14 protein-coding genes and 1 pseudogene are annotated in these 16,227 nt (G+C 64.6%); all 15 read right to left on the bottom strand.

The annotated features are described in order from the left end of the window. A pseudogene (locus TX78_RS14210) lies at positions 1-1,239 on the bottom strand (polyribonucleotide nucleotidyltransferase); the annotation flags it as partial. 264 nt (positions 1,240-1,503) lie between these two features. Next, positions 1,504-1,773, bottom strand: coding sequence for a 30S ribosomal protein S15 (gene rpsO / locus TX78_RS05375; RefSeq protein ID WP_044494274.1), 270 nt, complete (start codon positions 1,771-1,773; stop codon positions 1,504-1,506). Between the two features lie 489 nt (positions 1,774-2,262). Next, positions 2,263-3,186 carry a class I SAM-dependent methyltransferase gene (locus TX78_RS05370; protein WP_147640425.1) on the bottom strand — a complete coding sequence of 308 codons (924 nt, stop codon included), beginning with the start codon at positions 3,184-3,186 and terminating at the stop codon, positions 2,263-2,265. A gap of 16 nt (positions 3,187-3,202) precedes the next feature. Beyond that, positions 3,203-4,216, bottom strand: coding sequence for a bifunctional riboflavin kinase/FAD synthetase (locus TX78_RS05365; protein ID WP_044494272.1), 1,014 nt, complete (start codon positions 4,214-4,216; stop codon positions 3,203-3,205). A gap of 8 nt (positions 4,217-4,224) precedes the next feature. After that, a complete protein-coding gene (locus TX78_RS13130; RefSeq protein WP_233722175.1) occupies positions 4,225-4,803 on the bottom strand; it encodes a hypothetical protein in 579 nt (192 codons plus the stop codon). Then, on the bottom strand, positions 4,800-5,156 hold the full coding sequence (locus TX78_RS05355) for a hypothetical protein (RefSeq protein WP_044494270.1): 357 nt from the start codon (positions 5,154-5,156) through the stop codon (positions 4,800-4,802). The genes TX78_RS13130 and TX78_RS05355 overlap by 4 nt, the downstream gene beginning before the upstream one ends. Before the next feature lie 323 nt (positions 5,157-5,479). After that, positions 5,480-6,550: a tRNA pseudouridine(55) synthase TruB gene (gene truB, locus TX78_RS05350; RefSeq protein ID WP_049897500.1), complete on the bottom strand. Its 1,071-nt coding sequence runs from the start codon at positions 6,548-6,550 to the stop codon at positions 5,480-5,482. After that, the gene (rbfA, locus tag TX78_RS05345) at positions 6,551-6,991 is read right to left on the bottom strand and encodes a 30S ribosome-binding factor RbfA (RefSeq protein ID WP_044494268.1); all 441 of its coding nucleotides are present in this window, start codon (positions 6,989-6,991) and stop codon (positions 6,551-6,553) included. A 216-nt stretch (positions 6,992-7,207) separates the two neighbouring features. Further along, entirely contained in the window at positions 7,208-10,051 is a 2,844-nt protein-coding gene (gene infB, locus TX78_RS05340; protein ID WP_044494266.1) for a translation initiation factor IF-2, read from the bottom strand. 230 nt (positions 10,052-10,281) lie between these two features. Continuing rightward, positions 10,282-10,524: a YlxR family protein gene (locus TX78_RS05335; protein ID WP_044494264.1), complete on the bottom strand. Its 243-nt coding sequence runs from the start codon at positions 10,522-10,524 to the stop codon at positions 10,282-10,284. Positions 10,525-10,619: 95 nt separating this feature from the next. Then, positions 10,620-11,594 (bottom strand): transcription termination factor NusA, encoded by a 975-nt coding sequence (gene nusA / locus TX78_RS05330; protein ID WP_044494262.1) that lies wholly within the window; start codon positions 11,592-11,594, stop codon positions 10,620-10,622. A gap of 37 nt (positions 11,595-11,631) precedes the next feature. Beyond that, a complete protein-coding gene (locus TX78_RS05325) occupies positions 11,632-12,180 on the bottom strand; it encodes a ribosome maturation factor RimP (RefSeq protein WP_044494260.1) in 549 nt (182 codons plus the stop codon). Continuing rightward, entirely contained in the window at positions 12,108-12,995 is an 888-nt protein-coding gene (locus TX78_RS05320) for a TSUP family transporter (RefSeq protein ID WP_081652580.1), read from the bottom strand. The genes TX78_RS05325 and TX78_RS05320 overlap by 73 nt, the downstream gene beginning before the upstream one ends. A gap of 167 nt (positions 12,996-13,162) precedes the next feature. Then, positions 13,163-14,992 (bottom strand): proline--tRNA ligase, encoded by a 1,830-nt coding sequence (locus TX78_RS05315; RefSeq protein ID WP_044494258.1) that lies wholly within the window; start codon positions 14,990-14,992, stop codon positions 13,163-13,165. Between the two features lie 65 nt (positions 14,993-15,057). Beyond that, positions 15,058-16,032 (bottom strand): hypothetical protein, encoded by a 975-nt coding sequence (locus TX78_RS05310; RefSeq protein WP_044494256.1) that lies wholly within the window; start codon positions 16,030-16,032, stop codon positions 15,058-15,060. Positions 16,033-16,227: the final 195 nt, after the last annotated feature.

The following is a 16,227-nucleotide window of genomic DNA, read 5'->3' as shown; positions in this document are numbered from 1 at the left end:
GTTGTAGTTGTGCATGTAGCGCTTGGTGGTCTCTGGCGACAGGCTGTCGATGGTCTGCTCCATCTTCAGCATGTTCAGCGTGGTGACACCCATGATCTGGGTTTCGCCGCGCTCGAAGATGGCGGAGCCGTGCACGCGCGGCAGCACCTCAACCTCGGCGGTCAGCTGACGGATGTCAGTCAGGCCGCGGCCGTCGATGCGGACCTGGTCGCGCAGAATGCGCTGGCGGATGACCTGCTTGGTCACCGAGCCCAGTGCCTTGGCGATCTCGCCGCCGCGACCCTCGAACTCCTTGCCTTCACCGGCGAGCTCCTCGACCAGCTCAGCCTTCAGTTCGGCGTCAGCTGCCTCGCGGGACTGCTTATCGGCAATCTGGTAGATGTTGGACAGACGCTCCTCGGCCTTGGCCTTCACAGCCTCCAAGACATCGTCCTGGTAGTCCAAGAAGAACGGAACCTCGATGGGCTCCTTGCCAGCACGTTCAGCCAGGTTGGCCTGAGCCTCGCACAGCACCTTGATGAACGGCTTGGCGGCCTCCAGTCCCTCAGCCACGATCTCCTCGGTGGGAGCGGTCTTGCCCTGCTCCTTGATGAGCTTCCAGGAGTCATCGGTGGCCTCAGCCTCGACCATCATCACCGCGATGTCATCGCCGACGATGCGACCGGCGACCACCATGTCGAACACAGCGGTCTGCAGCTGGGAGTGCTTGGGGAAGGCAACCCACTGGGTGCCGTTGCCGTCGTCGATCAGTGCCACACGCACACCGCCGATGGGGCCGGAGAACGGCAGACCCGAGAGCTGGGTGGACATGGATGCGGCGTTGATGGCCACGACGTCGTAGAGGTCATCGGGGTTGATGGAGAGCACGGTCTCCACCACCTGGACCTCGTTGCGGATGCCCTTCTTGAAGGCGGGGCGCAGTGGGCGGTCAATCAGACGGGCAGCCAGGACGGCGTCAGTGGTGGGACGGCCTTCGCGGCGGAAGAAGCTGCCGGGGATGCGGCCGGCAGCGTACATGCGCTCCTCGACGTCCACGGTCAGCGGGAAGAAGTCAAAGCCCTCGCGAGGATGCTTGCCCACCGAAGTGGCCGAGAGCAGCGTGGTCTCCTCGTCAAAGGTGACCAGTGCGGAACCGGCGGCCTGCTTAGCCAGACGGCCAGTCTCGAAACGGATAGTGGAGGTGCCGAAGCGACCGTTGTCGATCACAGCTTCGGAATAGTGAACCTCAGGTCCCTGCATTGGTAGGGATTCCTCTCATGTTGATTGCTGTTTCGCAGCACCCATGAGAGCGGTGTTGCCATATGTGACGGTCTTCGATCGAAGCCCACGGACGCGGGTGTCTCACGCTTTCCGGAGGCCACTACCGAGGACCGGACACAATGATCGGTGCTCTCATAGGCACTGTTCTTAGTCTCGCATACAAAACGGACAGCCCCAATGTATGGAGCTGCCCGTTTCATGCTTGGTTTCAGCGTTTGACGCTGAAGCTTGTCCTTGACGGAATCAGCGGCGGATACCGAGGCGCTTGATCAGCGCACGGTAGCGCTCGATGTCCTTGGACTCGAGGTACTTGAGCAGACGACGACGGCGACCAACCAGGATCATCAGACCACGGCGGGTGTGGTGATCATGCTTGTGCATCTTCAGGTGCTCAGTCAGGTCGGTGATACGACGGGTCAGCACTGCCACCTGAACCTCGGGTGAACCAGTGTCACCCTCTACAGTGGCGTACTCCTCGATGATCTGCTGCTTGACAGCGGGATCCAAAGCCATGGAAAAGCTCCTTATTCTTGTGCCGCGTTCAGAATCCGGGCTTTGCGTCCTCCGTTGATTCAACAGATTCGGCCAGGGACCGGTGCCGGCCACCGCGGACTGCAGCACAGCAACCATCAAGTCTACACCGCTCGAGGACCAGCGGGCCAGCGCGGGAGGTGCTGCAGGCCATGCCCGGGTGATGTACGACGGCGCGGCGGAGGTGCTATGGCCAGGCAGCCCAGTGACCACGCTCCCGTTCGGTCACGCATTATGACGGGACTTTAGGTCTCATTCACCCGAAATCAGCCGAAACTGTCGTCAGGACGCGTGACCGTAGATCGAAGCGAGACCGCTCGTCCCTCTATAGATCGACTGGATCAGGCCGCGATGCCAGCGGACCTCTTACGGTGGCGCAGTGTGACCGCATCTTATGCGTTTAAGCGCCGTAGATATGGTCCAACTGCACCACCGAACGCAGATCTCCCCGCCTGCTCCACGTTCGCCGCCTCAGCGCAGCCGGGCTGTATGCAGCGTGGTCAGATACGGCAGCTGCAGCTCCTCCCCTTGGCTGTGCCCCAGGTGCTCGAAGAGGTACCAGGTCAGATTCTCCCGGCGCCTAGCCCGCTGCGCGTCATCGGCGGCCAGCCAACTGCTCAGGGTGGTGGCCAGTCGCAGGATCTCCTCCGGGGTGATGCTGCGGCTGTGCCGAAACGTGTTAGTCTCCACTGGGCTGAAATGCGGGGCCTCCAGCCGGGGCTGCCACTGCGGGCGGTAAACATCGCCGGCGCGCATGATCCGGGTCAGCCGGTGCACCCACGGATCGGATGTGTCCAGATAATTGCCCACCACGGCCACCGCCCCGCCGGGAACCAGAATCCGCCGAAGTTCCTCCTGGATCCGCTCGGGGTCGAACCAGTGCCACGCCTGGGCGGCGACGGCGACGTCGCAGCTGGCCGCAGCCATGCCGGTGTCCTCGGCCGGTCGTTGATGGGTGAACAGTCGGCCCAAAGGCGGGCCGTCGAACTCGCCGACAGCTGCAGTCTCGGCCGTATCACCGGCAGTCTCCATCAGCACCTGCAGCATGGTGGCACCGGGCTCCACCGCATGCACGTGGGCACCGGCAGCAAGCAGCTCGCGCGTCAGGATCCCGGATCCCGCGCCAAGATCGGCAATCACCGGGGCCGAATGCGCTGAAGCCTGCGCCAGCTGCAGGATCGCGGTGACTGCTTGGTGCGGATACCGCGGGCGGACGGCGTCGTACTCCCTTGCCTGGGCCAACGACTGGTTCTGGTCAAAGGCAGCACCCAGACGACGACGCCGCTGCGGGTCGGTGAGCAGATCCTGACCGACCGGCCGCTGCTTCGGCCTATTAGGTACAGGCTGATTCGGCATATGCCCAGGCTCAGCGCCCGGGTCAGGGCTTTCAGTCACCGCAGAGCCTCAGGCATTACTGGGTGATCGGGGTCCCGGCAGTGCGCAGGATCTGGCGGGTCTGGTCCACATCCTCGCGCATCTGAGCGATCAGCTTCTCCACACCCTCATAGGCGACCATTCCGCGCAGACGCTGCACAAACTCCACGCGCATCCGCTGACCATAGAGGTTGAAGTCCTCCACGGAGTCCTGCTCACGGTCGATGACGTGGGCTTCGACCACTCGCGCCACGCCCTCGAAGGTGGGGTTGGATCCCACTGAGATCGCCGCCGGCCAGCGCTGGCCGTGGGTGTCGGTCAGCCATCCGGCGTAGACACCATCAGCGGGGATCATCCCTTCGGAGTCCCGTGAGATATTCGCGGTGGGGAATCCGAGCTCACGGCCCCGGGCTTCTCCGTGAACCACCTCGCCCACCACCGCGTGGGGACGGCCCAGCATCACTGCCGCAGCAGCCACATCCCCCTCAGCCAGGGCCGCACGGATGGCGGTGGATGAGCAGCGGGCGCTGAGCTGGCGTCCGTCGGGGCCGGTGGCATCAAAATCCTCAACACCGACGACGGCGAAGCCATTGGCCTGTCCCAGCTGGGTCATTGTGCTGAAGTCACCGGAGTTCCCCCGGCCGAAGCGCACATCATGGCCGACCACCACAGCGGCAGCCTGCAGGGCTTGGACGAAGTACTTCTGCACGAACGCCTCGGCAGTGTGTGCGGCCAGCTCCGCGGTGTACTTCAGGACCAGGACAGCATCGATACCGCTGCTCTCATCGCTGAAAGAGGCCAGTCGGCTGAGCTTCTCGTCAAGGCCGGTCAGCAGCTGGGGCACTGCTTCGGGGCGGTGCAGAAACGCCGGATGCGGATCGAAGGTCACCACCACCGAGCGGACACCGCGGCGGGCAGCCTCGCCAGTCAGCTGAGCCAGCACATGCTGGTGTCCCTGGTGGACGCCGTCGAAATTGCCGATGGTCACCGCGGTGGCACCCAGTCCGGGGGGAAGCTCCTCCAGGCCGTAGAAGATCTGCACGGAATTCATCCTACGTGTCACGCTGAGCCGGTGCTTTGCGGAGGGCGGCTCGTCTGCTGGGCTGCGCTGTTCTTGGCGGTCCTGTCCTTGACGCTCCTGTTCTTAGCGGGCATGGGCCGATGGCGCAGCAGCCAGAACAGGCCGATGAACGGCAGAATCAGCGGGATATAGCCGTATCCTTCACCGAAGTGGCTCCAGACGGTGGCTCGGTTGAACAGCTCCGGGTCCAGGAACGTCCACAGCCCCACGCCGAGGACCCCGGCCATCTCCACCAACACGGCCACTAGTGCCACCACCCACGCCCTCGCACTGGTGCGGGCCAGGGCGAGGGTGGCCAGGATGTAGACGCCGGCGGCGAATCCGGAGAGCAGGTAGGCCACCCGGGCGGTCTCGAAATCGGTGAGGATCTGATACAACGCCCGGGCGAAGCTGGATACTGCGAAGATGCCGTAGGCGGTGATGATGAGCATTCCGATGCCGCGATTGCGCGGGGTCAGCTCAGCTGACTCGGGCTCGCCGTCGAAGCCGGGTTCTACCGGAGGGAGGACGCGTTCGTCCTCGTCGGGCTGCCGGGACGCTGAATGCTCACTGCTCACAGGGCGCTCCCCCACCAGATCTCTTCCAATCGATACACCATCACAAACACCACAAGTCCCACAAAACTCATCACCAGGTTCGACCACCGGGTCTTATCGACGATCGCCCAGACGAAAACACCCACCGGCAGCAAGAGGGCGGTGAGAATGTAGCCCCAGAACTCCCACGCCTCACCAGTGATGGAGGCTCCGGTGGCCTGCCGGATTCCGGCGTAGATCGAATAGACCACCAAGTAGAGCTCGACGGCGGCGAGGCTGATGATGCTGGAATCCGCCGGGTGGCTGCGCAGTGCGGTCATGGCCCAGCAGATGAGTGTGGAGAGAGAGCAGATCACGGTTCCGATGATGAACATCGTGGTCACGTGCGCCTCCTAGTTGCATTGGCCGACCCGGAATTGGGCCGCCCAAGATTCTACTCCTACCGCTCGCGCGCGCAGTGCCCATAGTCCCTTTTGCTGTGCGGTGTTCAACACCATCGGGGGACTGCGCAGGTTTTTCCCGGGCTTATCCGCTTTACCCGGGCCTATCAGTTTTACCGCCCCGTATACGGGTAGGTAAAACCCCGAAGCCCGGGTAAAACGCTTGCCACCGGGCTGGTGGAGGCTGCAGCGTGGTGCGGTCCCGCTGCCCTGTGCTGTGCTGCTCTGCTGCGCTGGGCCGCCATCGCCACGAGGGCTCAGTCTGCCTGCGCGAACACCAGCTCGGGCTTGGCCTGCATGGCCTTGGGCCCAGCCACCGCCGCTTTGGCTGCATCCGGCGACGACGACGCCCCCGGTTTGGCCGGGATATCCCGCAGCAGGGCGATGAGCTCACCGGCCGGGTCGAATGCTGCGGTGAGTCCCTCGCGGCGGGATTTCAGCACCGCCGGGGTCGGGGTGTCTTTGGTGTCGGGCTTGGCCAGTGCGTCCTGCAACAGCGGTGCCGGGTAGGTGACCTCGGATTGGGCCGAGGCGGTGATGCGGCGTCCGTGGCGCAGATGCTCAGCTTCTTCAGTAGAGATCTGTCGGGCTGGGAAGAGCTGTGCGGCAGCCTCTGCCAGGCCGATATAGCCGAAGTCCTCCCCCAGCTGCTCCAGGGTCAGAGTCTGATCAATGCTGTAGGGACCCACGGCCGTCCGGCGCAGGGCGGTGAGGTGGCCGCCGGTCTCCAGCGCTTCACCGAGGTCGCGTGCCAGGGCCCGCACATAGGTGCCGGAGGAGACCCGGACCTCAATATCGATATCAACGAGCTTTCCACCGTCAACGCGCCGGGTATCGAGCACATCAAAGCGGTGGACGGTGACCGGCCGGGAGTCCAGCTCAACGTCCTCGCCACTGCGCGCGCGGTCATAGGCGCGTCGGCCATCGACCTTGATGGCGCTGACCGTAGAGGGGACTTGCTGGATCTCCCCCGTCAGCGCAGCGACAGCCTCGGCAATCCGTTCAGTTGTCACTGCATTGGCAAAGCGTGTGCTGAGGACCTCACCTTCGGCGTCGTCGGTGGTGGTGGACTCCCCCAACCGGACAGTGGCGGTGTAAGTCTTGTCCACGCCCACAATGTGGGTCAGCAGTCGGGTGGCCCGGTTGATGCCCACTACCAGCACGCCGGTGGCCATGGGATCCAGTGTTCCGGCGTGGCCGACCTTGCGGGTGCCGGCGAGTTTGCGGATCTTGCCGACCACGTCATGGCTGGTCCAGCCGGCCGGCTTGTCCACCAGGACAAGACCGGAACCGACTTCCAGCTCTTCAGGCTTCTGCCGCTTGCCCAATCAGCGGTCCTCGTTCTCGGGCTCGCCCTGGCTGCGGTAGGCATCTGTAGCCAGCGGGTCGGCATCCCCGCGCAGGTTACGGACGCGTTCATCCTCTTCGCGCGCCTTGCGCAGGATGTCTTCCAGATGTGCGGCGGACTCCGGGATTTCATCGGCGATGAACTCCAGGGTGGGGGTCAGCCGGATGCTCAGCTGGCGGCCCACTTCGTGACGCAGCGCGCCCTGGTTAGCGGCGAGCACCTCTTCGGCACCGGCCTTGGCGGCGTCGTCTTCGGCCAGCACCGTGTAGTAGATGGTGGCGTGCTGTAAATCATTGGTGACGCGAGCGTCGGTGATGGTGATCATCTCCGCGCGTTCGTCCTTAACCCGACGGCGAAGGGCCTCGGCCACAATCACCTTGATGCGTGCGGCCAGTCGTGATGCGCGTGCTGAATCTGCCATGGTGCGCTCCTTTCGTCAGCGTCTGTTCTCAGCCTAGAACACGTTCGGGGACCGCATGTAGCGATCCCCGAACGTGGTGAAGGCGAATATCTCTGGGTGAAGGTCCCGGTGGAGGCCACACGGGCGGGGTTTCCCCCGCCCGCGGGACCAGCTTTAGGTGTGAAGTCCGGCGTGAGCCGAGAGCCGAGCGCGGCGTGCACGCGCCGGCGGCACCAGCTAGGTACGCGGGATTTCGCGCATCTCCCAGGTCTCAATGATGTCGCCTTCGCGGATGTCGTTGAAGGAGCCCAGGCCGATACCACATTCGAAGCCCTCGCGGACCTCGGTGGCGTCGTCCTTGAAGCGGCGCAGCGACTCGATAGTGAGGTTCTCGCCCACCACGTTGCCGTCGCGCACCAGGCGTGCCTTGGCGTTGCGGCGGATGACACCGGAGCGCACGATCGAACCTGCGATGTTGCCGAACTTGGAGGAACGGAAGACTTCGCGGATCTCCGCGGAGCCCAGCTCGACCTCCTCGTACTCCGGCTTCAGCATGCCCTTCAGCGCGGCCTCGATGTCATCGATGGCTGCGTAGATGACCGAGTAGAAGCGCATGTCCACGCCCTCGCGCTCGGCGAGGTCGGTGACCCGCTCCGCCGGCCGGACGTTGAAGCCGATGATGACGGCGTTGTCCACGGTGGCCAGGTTGACGTCGTTCTGGGTGATGGCGCCGACGCCGCGGTGGATGACGCGCAGCTGTACGTCGTCGCCCACGTCGATCTTCAGCAGTGCATCTTCCAGAGCTTCCACAGCACCGGAGACGTCGCCCTTGAGGATGAGGTTGAGGGTGTCGATCTTGCCCTCGGCCACAGCCTGGTCGAAGTCCTCCAGAGTGATGCGCTTGCGACGCTTGGCCAGCTGAGCGTTGCGCTCCACAGCTTCACGCTTTTCAGCGATCTGGCGTGCGGTGCGATCATCCGGGGTGACCAGGAAGCTGTCACCGGCGCGCGGCACGGTGGACAGACCCAGGACCTGAACCGGACGTGAAGGCTCAGCGTACTCCACAGTGTCGCCGTTCTCATCGAACATGGCGCGCACACGGCCGAAGGCAGTGCCGGCGACCATATTGTCGCCAACCTTCAGAGTGCCCGACTGCACCAGGACGGTGGCCACAGGACCGCGGCCCTTGTCCAGGTTGGCCTCGATGGCCACACCGCGGGCTTCCTTATCCGGGTTGGCCTTCAGCTCCAGAGCAGCGTCAGAGGTCAGCAGCACAGCTTCCAGCAGCGCATCGATGTTGACGTTGTTCCGCGCCGAGACGTCCACGAACATCGTGTCGCCACCGTATTCCTCGGGAACCAGTTCGTATTCGGTGAGCTGACCGCGGATCTTATCCGGGGTCGCGCCTTCCTTATCGATCTTGTTCACCGCGACGACGACGGGCACGTTGGCCGCCTTGGCGTGGTTGAGCGCCTCGATGGTCTGTGGCATCACGCCGTCGTCGGCTGCCACCACCAGCACGGCAATATCGGTGACCTTGGCACCACGGGCACGCATAGCGGTGAACGCCTCGTGACCGGGGGTATCGATGAAGGTCAGCGCACGCTCTTCACCCTCATGCGGCACATGGACCTGGTAGGCGCCGATGTGCTGGGTGATGCCGCCGTGCTCGCCGGAGGTGACATCCGAGTTGCGGATGGCATCCAGCAGGCGGGTCTTACCGTGGTCGACGTGACCCATGACAGTGACCACCGGAGGACGCGGGAACAGGTCCTCTTCGGACTCTGCTGCAGCCTCGTCCTCGAGGTTGATGTCAAAGGTCTCCAGCAGTTCGCGGTCCTCGTCCTCCGGGGACACGATCTGCACCTGGTAGCCCAGCTCTTCACCGAGCAGCGCGAAGGTCTCCTCGTCCAGGGACTGGTTGGCAGTAGCCATTTCACCGAGCTTCATCAGCACGGTGATCAGCGCTGCCGGCTCTGCGCCGATCTTCTCAGCGAAGTCTGCCAGGGAGGAGCCGCGGCGCAGCCGCAGAACGGTAGTGCCGTCACCCTTGGGGACGCGCACACCGCCGATCTCGCGAGTGTGCTTCTGCTCCAGCTCCTGGCGCTTGGCGCGCTTGGACTTACGAGCCTTGGACTTGGAGCCTCCACGACCGAAGGCACCTGCAGCGCCGCCGCGGCCACGACCGCCGCCACCGGGACGACCGCCGCCGGGACGGGCAGGACCGCCGCCTGGGCCGCCGCGACCTGGTGCTGGTGCCGGAGCCTGGCCCGGCATCATCGAGGGCTTAGGTGCTCCTGGACGTGGACCGGGACGGCCTTCAGAAGCACCCGGGCGGGGAGCACCGGAACGCTGGCCTGCACCTGCACCTGCACCGCCGCCTGGGCGCGGCGCGCCGGGACGGGGGCCGCCGGTGCGTTCACCGGAGCGCATACCCTGACGGGGCGCGAACGGGTTGTTGCCCGGACGCGGACCACCGGGACGGGGGCCGCCAGGACGTGGGCCGCCGCCGGAAGCGCCACCGGAGGAGCCTCCGGAACGCTGCGACTGCTGGCCGACGCCGAAGGGGTTGTTCCCCGGACGCGGACCACCGGGCTTGGCACCGGGACGCGGTGCCGCGGACTTCGGTGAAGGAGCCTTCGGCGCCGGGGCTTTCGGTGCCGGGGGCTTGGGTGCACCGGTGTTCTCCGCAGGAGCGGAAGGAGCATCGGTCTCAGCTGAGTCCGAACCCTGGGCGGCCGCGGGCTTCGCAGCCGGAGGCTTCGGAGCAGAATCGGTGGACGCCTGAGCTGCCGGGGCGGCGTCGGAGGTCTGCTCGGCCTGCGGGGCCGCAGGGGTCTCCTGCTTTGCCGCGGGCTTGGGGGCAGGCTTCGGAGCGGGCTTAGGTGCCGGCTTCGGCGCAGAGGACTCTGCTTTGTTGTCTGCCTGGGGGAATGCCTGGCGAAGCTTCTTCGCAACGGGGGGCTCAACAGTTGAGGAGGGCGACTTTACGAATTCGCCCATTTCCTGGAGCTTTGCAAGTGCTTCTTTAGAGGTAATGCCGAGCTCTTTGGCGAGCTCATGTACGCGGGCCTTGGCCACTGTTCTCCTTGTCTGGCCCGCGCGATGCCCCGCTGAATCAGCGGGGCTGATGTCAGCGGCTCATCGGATCAGGCCGTGATACGTGCTTGATTCCGTGACGGAGTTGCCGAGAGTGTTCATCACTGGCTGCTCATCCGTCGGTGCTCATCGGGTGTTCATCTCTTTCCAACCCGCCTTCATCGTTTACGGACATTCATGTTTCAGCTTCGGGACGGCTGTTGCGCTGCATATCAGCGCTGCAGCTGCTCAAAGCTGAGCTGGTCAGTCGCCACCTGCTGGCGGAATGCGCGGCTAAACGCCTTCCGCTTCAGCGCGGCGTCGAGGCATTCGCGCCGCGGGTGGAGCCACGCTCCACGACCGGGCTTGCGCCGGGCGGAATCCAGGACAACCTGGGCGCCCTCGGCAGCGAATCTGACAACCTCATCCTGTTCGGCCCGTTGGCGGCAGCCGATGCAGGTCCGGACAGGAACCATACGAGTCTACCAGTGATAGGTCCGACGGCGGGCACTCGGTGATACCGCCTTCAGGCCTGAAGTGCTCGCTTCGGCCGCGTTGGGCTCGATACTCCTCATTCGGCATCTGCTCCCTCGGAGGTGATGTCGATGCGCCAGCCGGTGAGCTTGGCTGCCAGGCGGGCGTTCTGCCCTTCCTTGCCGATGGCCAGGGAGAGCTGATACTCCGGAACGACGGCGCGAGCTGACCGGGTGGCCTCGTCCAGGACGGTGACTGAACTCACCTTGGCCGGGGACAGCGCATTGGCGATGAAAGTCGCCGGATCGTCGTCGTGGTCGATGATGTCGATCTTCTCATCGTTCAGCTCAGTCATCACCGCACGCACCCGTGATCCCATGGCACCGATGCAGGCACCCTTGGCATTGATACCGGACTGGTGTGCGCGCACGGCGATCTTGGTGCGGTGTCCTGCCTCGCGGGCGATAGAGGTGATCTCCACGGTGCCGTCAGCGATCTCGGGGACCTCGTGCGCGAAGAGCTTCTTCACCAGACCCGGGTGGGAGCGGGAAAGCGTAATTGAAGGCCCCTTGAAACCGCGGTGGACATCCACCACGAAGGCACGCAGACGCGAACCGTGGGTGTACTGCTCACCAGGGACATGCTCCTGCGGGGGCAGCAGCGCTTCAACTCCGCCGATGTCCACCTGGATCATGTGCGGGTTGCGGCCCTGCTGGACGATGCCGGAGATCAGCTCGCCCTCTTTGCCCTTGAACTCCCCGAGGACCTGGTCATCTTCAGCATCGCGGATGCGCTGCATGATGACCTGACGCGCAGTGGATGCCGCCACCCGGCCGAAGTTGTTCGGAGTGTCATCGAATTCACCGATCACCTGGCCGTTTTCGTCCAGCTCTTTGGCCCAGATCGCCACGTGCCCAGTGGTCTGGTCGATCTCAGCGCGCGCATGCTGCAGCGCACCAGGGCTCTTGTGATAGGCGAGCACGAGCGCCTGCTCAATGGCAGGTATCAGCTTCTCGAGGGGAATGTCACGCTCTTTGACGAGCATGCGCAGGGCGCTCATATCGATATCCACTTGTGCCTCCGGTCCAACCTGTTTACGCCTGTAGACGTCACTCTTCCGTGTGTGAAAACTCTACCTGCACTCTGGCACGAGTGATTGACGCATAGGGAATGTGTGTGTCGGGGCCGGTTTTGGGGACCATCCCCTTCTTGGGTGCGGGCTTGATCTCAGCCACGGTCACGCCGTCGTCGTCGACTTCTTTCAGTCGCGCCGAGAGCACCGGTTCACCGGCGCGTTCGATCTCCAGCAGGCGCCCCATATTGCGGCGGAAATGCCGGGGTTCGGTCAGCGGGCGGGTAGCCCCGGGGGTACTGACCTCCAGCTCATAGCTGTCCACATCTGGCAGCGGATCATCCTTATCCAACGCCTCGCTGACACCCTGGGACAGCTCTGCGATAGTGTCCAGATCCACCTGTTCGGTGCCGGTCTCATAGTCAACGACGACGCGCAGCACAGTGTCTGCACCGCTGGGCTTCAGCTGCAGTTCCTCCAGATAAAGCCCGTGGGAGGCAGCAATCGGTTCAATCAGTGCGCCGAGGGCAGCGGTGCGCTCATCTGGGAAGCGCCGGTCAGAGCTTGCACGTGGTGAAACAGCCATGGTCCCCATTCTGCCAGTACGTCATAGCCGAGTTTGAGCACCAGAGCGAAAACCACGATCAGGAAAACGACCCTGATGAACTTCGAGCCTTTGGCGATGGCCATCCGGGCGCCCACGTAGCCGCCGAGCATATTGGCCACACCCAGCAGCAGGCCCAACACCACCAGCACATGCCCGGCCGGGGCGAAGAACAGCAGCGCCCCGAGATTGGTGGCAACATTGACCACTTTGGCCTGCGCCGAGGAGTTCAGGAAGCTGTACCCCAGAACAGTGACCAGCGCGATGATCAGGAAGGTTCCAGTGCCAGGTCCCAGCACGCCGTCGTAGAAGCCGATGATCATGCCGATCAGCGCCGCACGCGAGAGGTGGCTGATGCCGGTGTGCCGCAGCTTCTCCAGCTGCCCGACATTGGGTTTCACCGCGGTGAAGACACCCACACCGATCAGCGCCACCAGGATCAGCGGCAGGATGATCTGCTCCGGCAGCGAGGCCGCCACTACCGCCCCACCATAGCTGGCCAGCAGCGCGGCGAAGGCCATGGGCAGTGCAGTGCGCATACTGGGCCGTACTCTGCGCGCATAGGTGATGGCTGAGGTGGTGGTGCCGAAGATGGAGCCGAGTTTGTTGGTCGCTAGCGCCTGCACCGGGGTGATCCCGGGGACCATCAGCAGCGCGGGAAGCTGCAGCAGCCCTCCCCCGCCGACGACGGCGTCCACCCAGCCTGCGGCGAATCCGGCCAGCAGCAACAGCAGCAGCGTCAGCAGAGCGACGCCGCCGACTTCCACACTCAGCAGGTCGCCGAGGGACTGGATCATCGCTGGTGGTGGCGCATCAGTGACGAACCCGACTCCAGCGCTCAGTCCTGTGCCAGAAATCGTTCCTGCTTCAACAATCAGCTCTGTTCCAGCAATCAGCTCTGTTCCAACAATCAGCTCTGCTCCAGCAATCAGCTCTGTTCCAGTGCTTAGCGCTGCCCCAGTACTCAGCGCAGTGCCTTGACGCGCTCAGCAACGACGGCGACTGCCTCGCTCAGTTCAACCTCCTGGGCTTCACCGGAGCGGCGGTCCTTCAGCTCGACCTTGCCATCCTTCAGGCCGCGGCCGACCACCACAATGGTGGGCACACCCAGCAGTTCGGCGTCGCCGAACTTGACCCCTGGGGAGACCTTCGGGCGGTCGTCGTAGATCACGCTGATGCCTTCGGCCTCCAGGTCAGCAGCCAGCTGCTCGGCGGCGTCGAAGACCTCGGTGCCCTTGCCGGTGGCCACCAGATGCACATCGGCCGGTGCCAGTGCGGCCGGCCAAATCAGCCCCTTCTCATCGTGATGCGACTCAGCGATGGCCGCCAACGCGCGGGTCACGCCAATGCCGTAGGAGCCCATGGTGACGGTGGCGCGCTTACCGTTCTCATCCAAGACCTGCAGGCCCAGTGCTTCGGCGTAGCGGCGTCCGAGCATGAAGATGTGGCCCATCTCAATGCCGCGACGGGTAGCCAGCGGTCCGGAACCATCCGGTGCCGGGTCACCATCACGGACGACGACGGATTCGATGACGCCGTCCCAGCTGAAGTCTCGTCCTGCAACAAGCCCGAAGACGTGCTTGTCAGGTTCGTTGGCGCCGGTAATCCAGCTGGTGCCGGAGACCACGCGAGGGTCCACCAGGTACGGGATTCCGGTCACCGATGCAGGCTTCTGCTCGTCGTCGCTGACAGCACCGAGCTGAGGTTCCTCTAAGCTCAGCCCGGGGCCGATGTATCCGCGCACCAGGCCCGGGTTCTTAGCGAAATCAGCCTCGGTGGCGGCCTCCAGGATCACCTCTCCGGCGATGCCCAGCTGCGTGCCGATGGTGGCCTCTGCACGTTTGAGGTCTACATCGCGGTCGCCCGGGACGCCGATGATGGCCAGCCGGCGCTCACCTTCGGGGGTGACCACGGCGACGACGACGTTCTTCAGCGTGTCTGCCGCGGTCCACTCGCGGTCGCTGCGCGGGTGGTTGGCGTTGGCGGCGTCGACCAGCGTTTGGATGGTGTCAGTGCCGGGGGTGTGATGGACCTGGGCCGGGGGAAGGTCGGTGTAGTCGATGGGCTCAGGGGCCGGGGTGCTGACTGCTTCCACATTGGCGCGGTATCCGGCCGGTGACTCCACGAAGGTGTCTTCACCCACCGGGCTGGGATGCAGGAATTCCTCGGAGGCCGATCCGCCCATGGCGCCGGACACTGCAGACACCGGGACGACCTCAAGGCTGAGTCGTTCGAAGATCCGCAGATACGCGGCCCGGTGGGCGTCATAGGCGGCCTGCTGATCTTCATCGCTGAGGCAGAACGAGTAGGAGTCCTTCATGATGAACTCCCGGCCGCGCAGTAGCCCGGCGCGGGGGCGAGCCTCGTCACGGTATTTGGTCTGGATTTGGTAGAGGTTGACCGGCAGGTCCTTGTAGGAGCTGTAGAGGTCCTTCACCAGCATGGTGAACATCTCTTCGTGGGTGGGAGCCAGCAGGTAATCAGCGTCCTTGCGGTCCTGCAGACGGAAGATGTTGTCCCCGTAGTCCTCCCAGCGGCCGGTGGCCTCATAGGGCTCCTTGGGCAGTAGCGCAGGGAAGTGCACCTCCTGGGCGCCGATGGCGTTCATCTCCTCACGCACCACCTGCTCCACCTTGCGCAGCACGGTCAGACCCAGCGGCAGCCAGGAGTAGATGCCCGGAGCTGCGCGGCGGATATAACCGGCGCGCACCAGCAGCTGGTGGCTGGCCACCTCGGCGTCCGCGGGGCTCTCGCGCAGGGTGCGCAGGAACAGGTGGGAAAGGCGTGTGGGCACAGGGGTCTCGCTTCTCTTCGGTGGCGCGGGTCTCTGGGGTCCGAGTTTACCGGTGGTGATGCGGCTTAGGCGTCGCCGCTCTCTTCGCCGCCGGTCTCATCTGTTGTCTGCTCGCTGCTATCCGGGTCAGCGGCGTTATCCGGGTCAGCGGCGTCGTCGTTCTCCTCCGCGGAGTCCTCTGCACTGGTGGAGTCTTCAGACCCGCCTTCCTCGGCACCGCCCGTCTCGTCTGAGTCTTCCTCAGGCTCGGGTTCGGGTTCCGGTTCAGGGGCGATGATCTCTTCTCCGGTGAGCTGGGAGAGCACCGCCGCGGCCTCTGCCTCCAGCTCGACGACGGTCTGGTCCATTTCTGCCTCGTCGGGATCCTCTTCGAAGGTCTCCACAGCTACCGCCACCAGGGAGCCGTGACTCAGCAGCACACCGACGCTGCGTTCGGAGTCGCCGTCGGACTCTACCCGGCGCTGCAGTGCCAAGGAGGTTTCCGCTCCGGAGCGTATCTCCAGGGGCCGCAGAGTGGTGGAGGCTTCGATCTGCTCATCGTTGAGTTCCCGGGTCACCCGGTACTCGCGGCATTCAGCTAGCCCCTCCTGCTCGTTCTGCACGTAGGACTGCGCGGCTTCGGTGTCTTCGAAGCTGTAGACCGCGCGCTGCCGGTTCTCGCTGCGGGCCACTGCGGTGAGCGATCCGGAGGGCACCGGCAGTGCGGAGGTGATCACGAAGGACTTGCAGTCGGTGGGGCTGACCGCGAGTTTCTGCAGCTCACGATTGAGGTCGCGCTGGTCGGCCCAGTAGGTGTCGGTGTCAGTGATCTCGGCGCCGTCGAACTGCTCTTCCAGCGCACTGCGGAGCCGGTCGTGGGACAGCTGCTTGCCGGTGGGCTCCGGCGCTGAAGCGCGGATCTGGCCCGAATTGCTGACTGGTCCCCCGCCGAGAGCTTCTTCCTGGGCCTCTGGTTCGGCGTCGCAGGAGGTCAGCAGCAGTGCGGCGGTGAAGGCCGCAGTGGTCAGGGCCACGGTGGGGGCGCGCAGGGTTGATTTCATCGTCGCTCACAGTAGCGCGGCTGACGCCGCTGCCGGTGGAGGCACGGCATCCCTCCGCCGTTTCCGCTGCCCAGCCGGACTGCCACGGCACCCCTCCCCCGTTTCACTGCGTGAGGGGTGCAGCACCGGCCGGCGGCGCAGTCGCCGCAATGCTGGTCGTTTTACCATCCACTTTTCGCAATACCTCCCCGTATA

The sequence above is a fragment of the Nesterenkonia massiliensis genome (assembly GCF_000455245.1).
Taxonomy (GTDB): Bacteria; Actinomycetota; Actinomycetes; order Actinomycetales; family Micrococcaceae; genus Nesterenkonia; species Nesterenkonia rhizosphaerae.
The sequence above is the reverse complement of the archived record's forward strand: the minus strand, read 5'-3'. Positions and strand labels throughout refer to the sequence as shown.

Bases quoted from the DNA above. Each gene is read 5' to 3' on its own strand.
- TX78_RS05365 (WP_044494272.1), bottom strand. From the start codon at position 4,216: ATGAATTCCGTGCAGATCTTCTACGGCCTGGAGGAGCTTCCCCCCGGA.
- rbfA (WP_044494268.1), bottom strand. From the start codon at position 6,991: ATGGCAGATTCAGCACGCGCATCACGACTGGCCGCACGCATCAAGGTG.
- TX78_RS05355 (WP_044494270.1), bottom strand. From the start codon at position 5,156: ATGTTCATCATCGGAACCGTGATCTGCTCTCTCTCCACACTCATCTGC.
- TX78_RS05335 (WP_044494264.1), bottom strand. From the start codon at position 10,524: ATGGTTCCTGTCCGGACCTGCATCGGCTGCCGCCAACGGGCCGAACAG.
- rpsO (WP_044494274.1), bottom strand. From the start codon at position 1,773: ATGGCTTTGGATCCCGCTGTCAAGCAGCAGATCATCGAGGAGTACGCC.
- TX78_RS05325 (WP_044494260.1), bottom strand. From the start codon at position 12,180: ATGGCTGTTTCACCACGTGCAAGCTCTGACCGGCGCTTCCCAGATGAG.
- TX78_RS05320 (WP_081652580.1), bottom strand. From the start codon at position 12,995: ATGATCCAGTCCCTCGGCGACCTGCTGAGTGTGGAAGTCGGCGGCGTC.
- TX78_RS05310 (WP_044494256.1), bottom strand. From the start codon at position 16,032: ATGAAATCAACCCTGCGCGCCCCCACCGTGGCCCTGACCACTGCGGCC.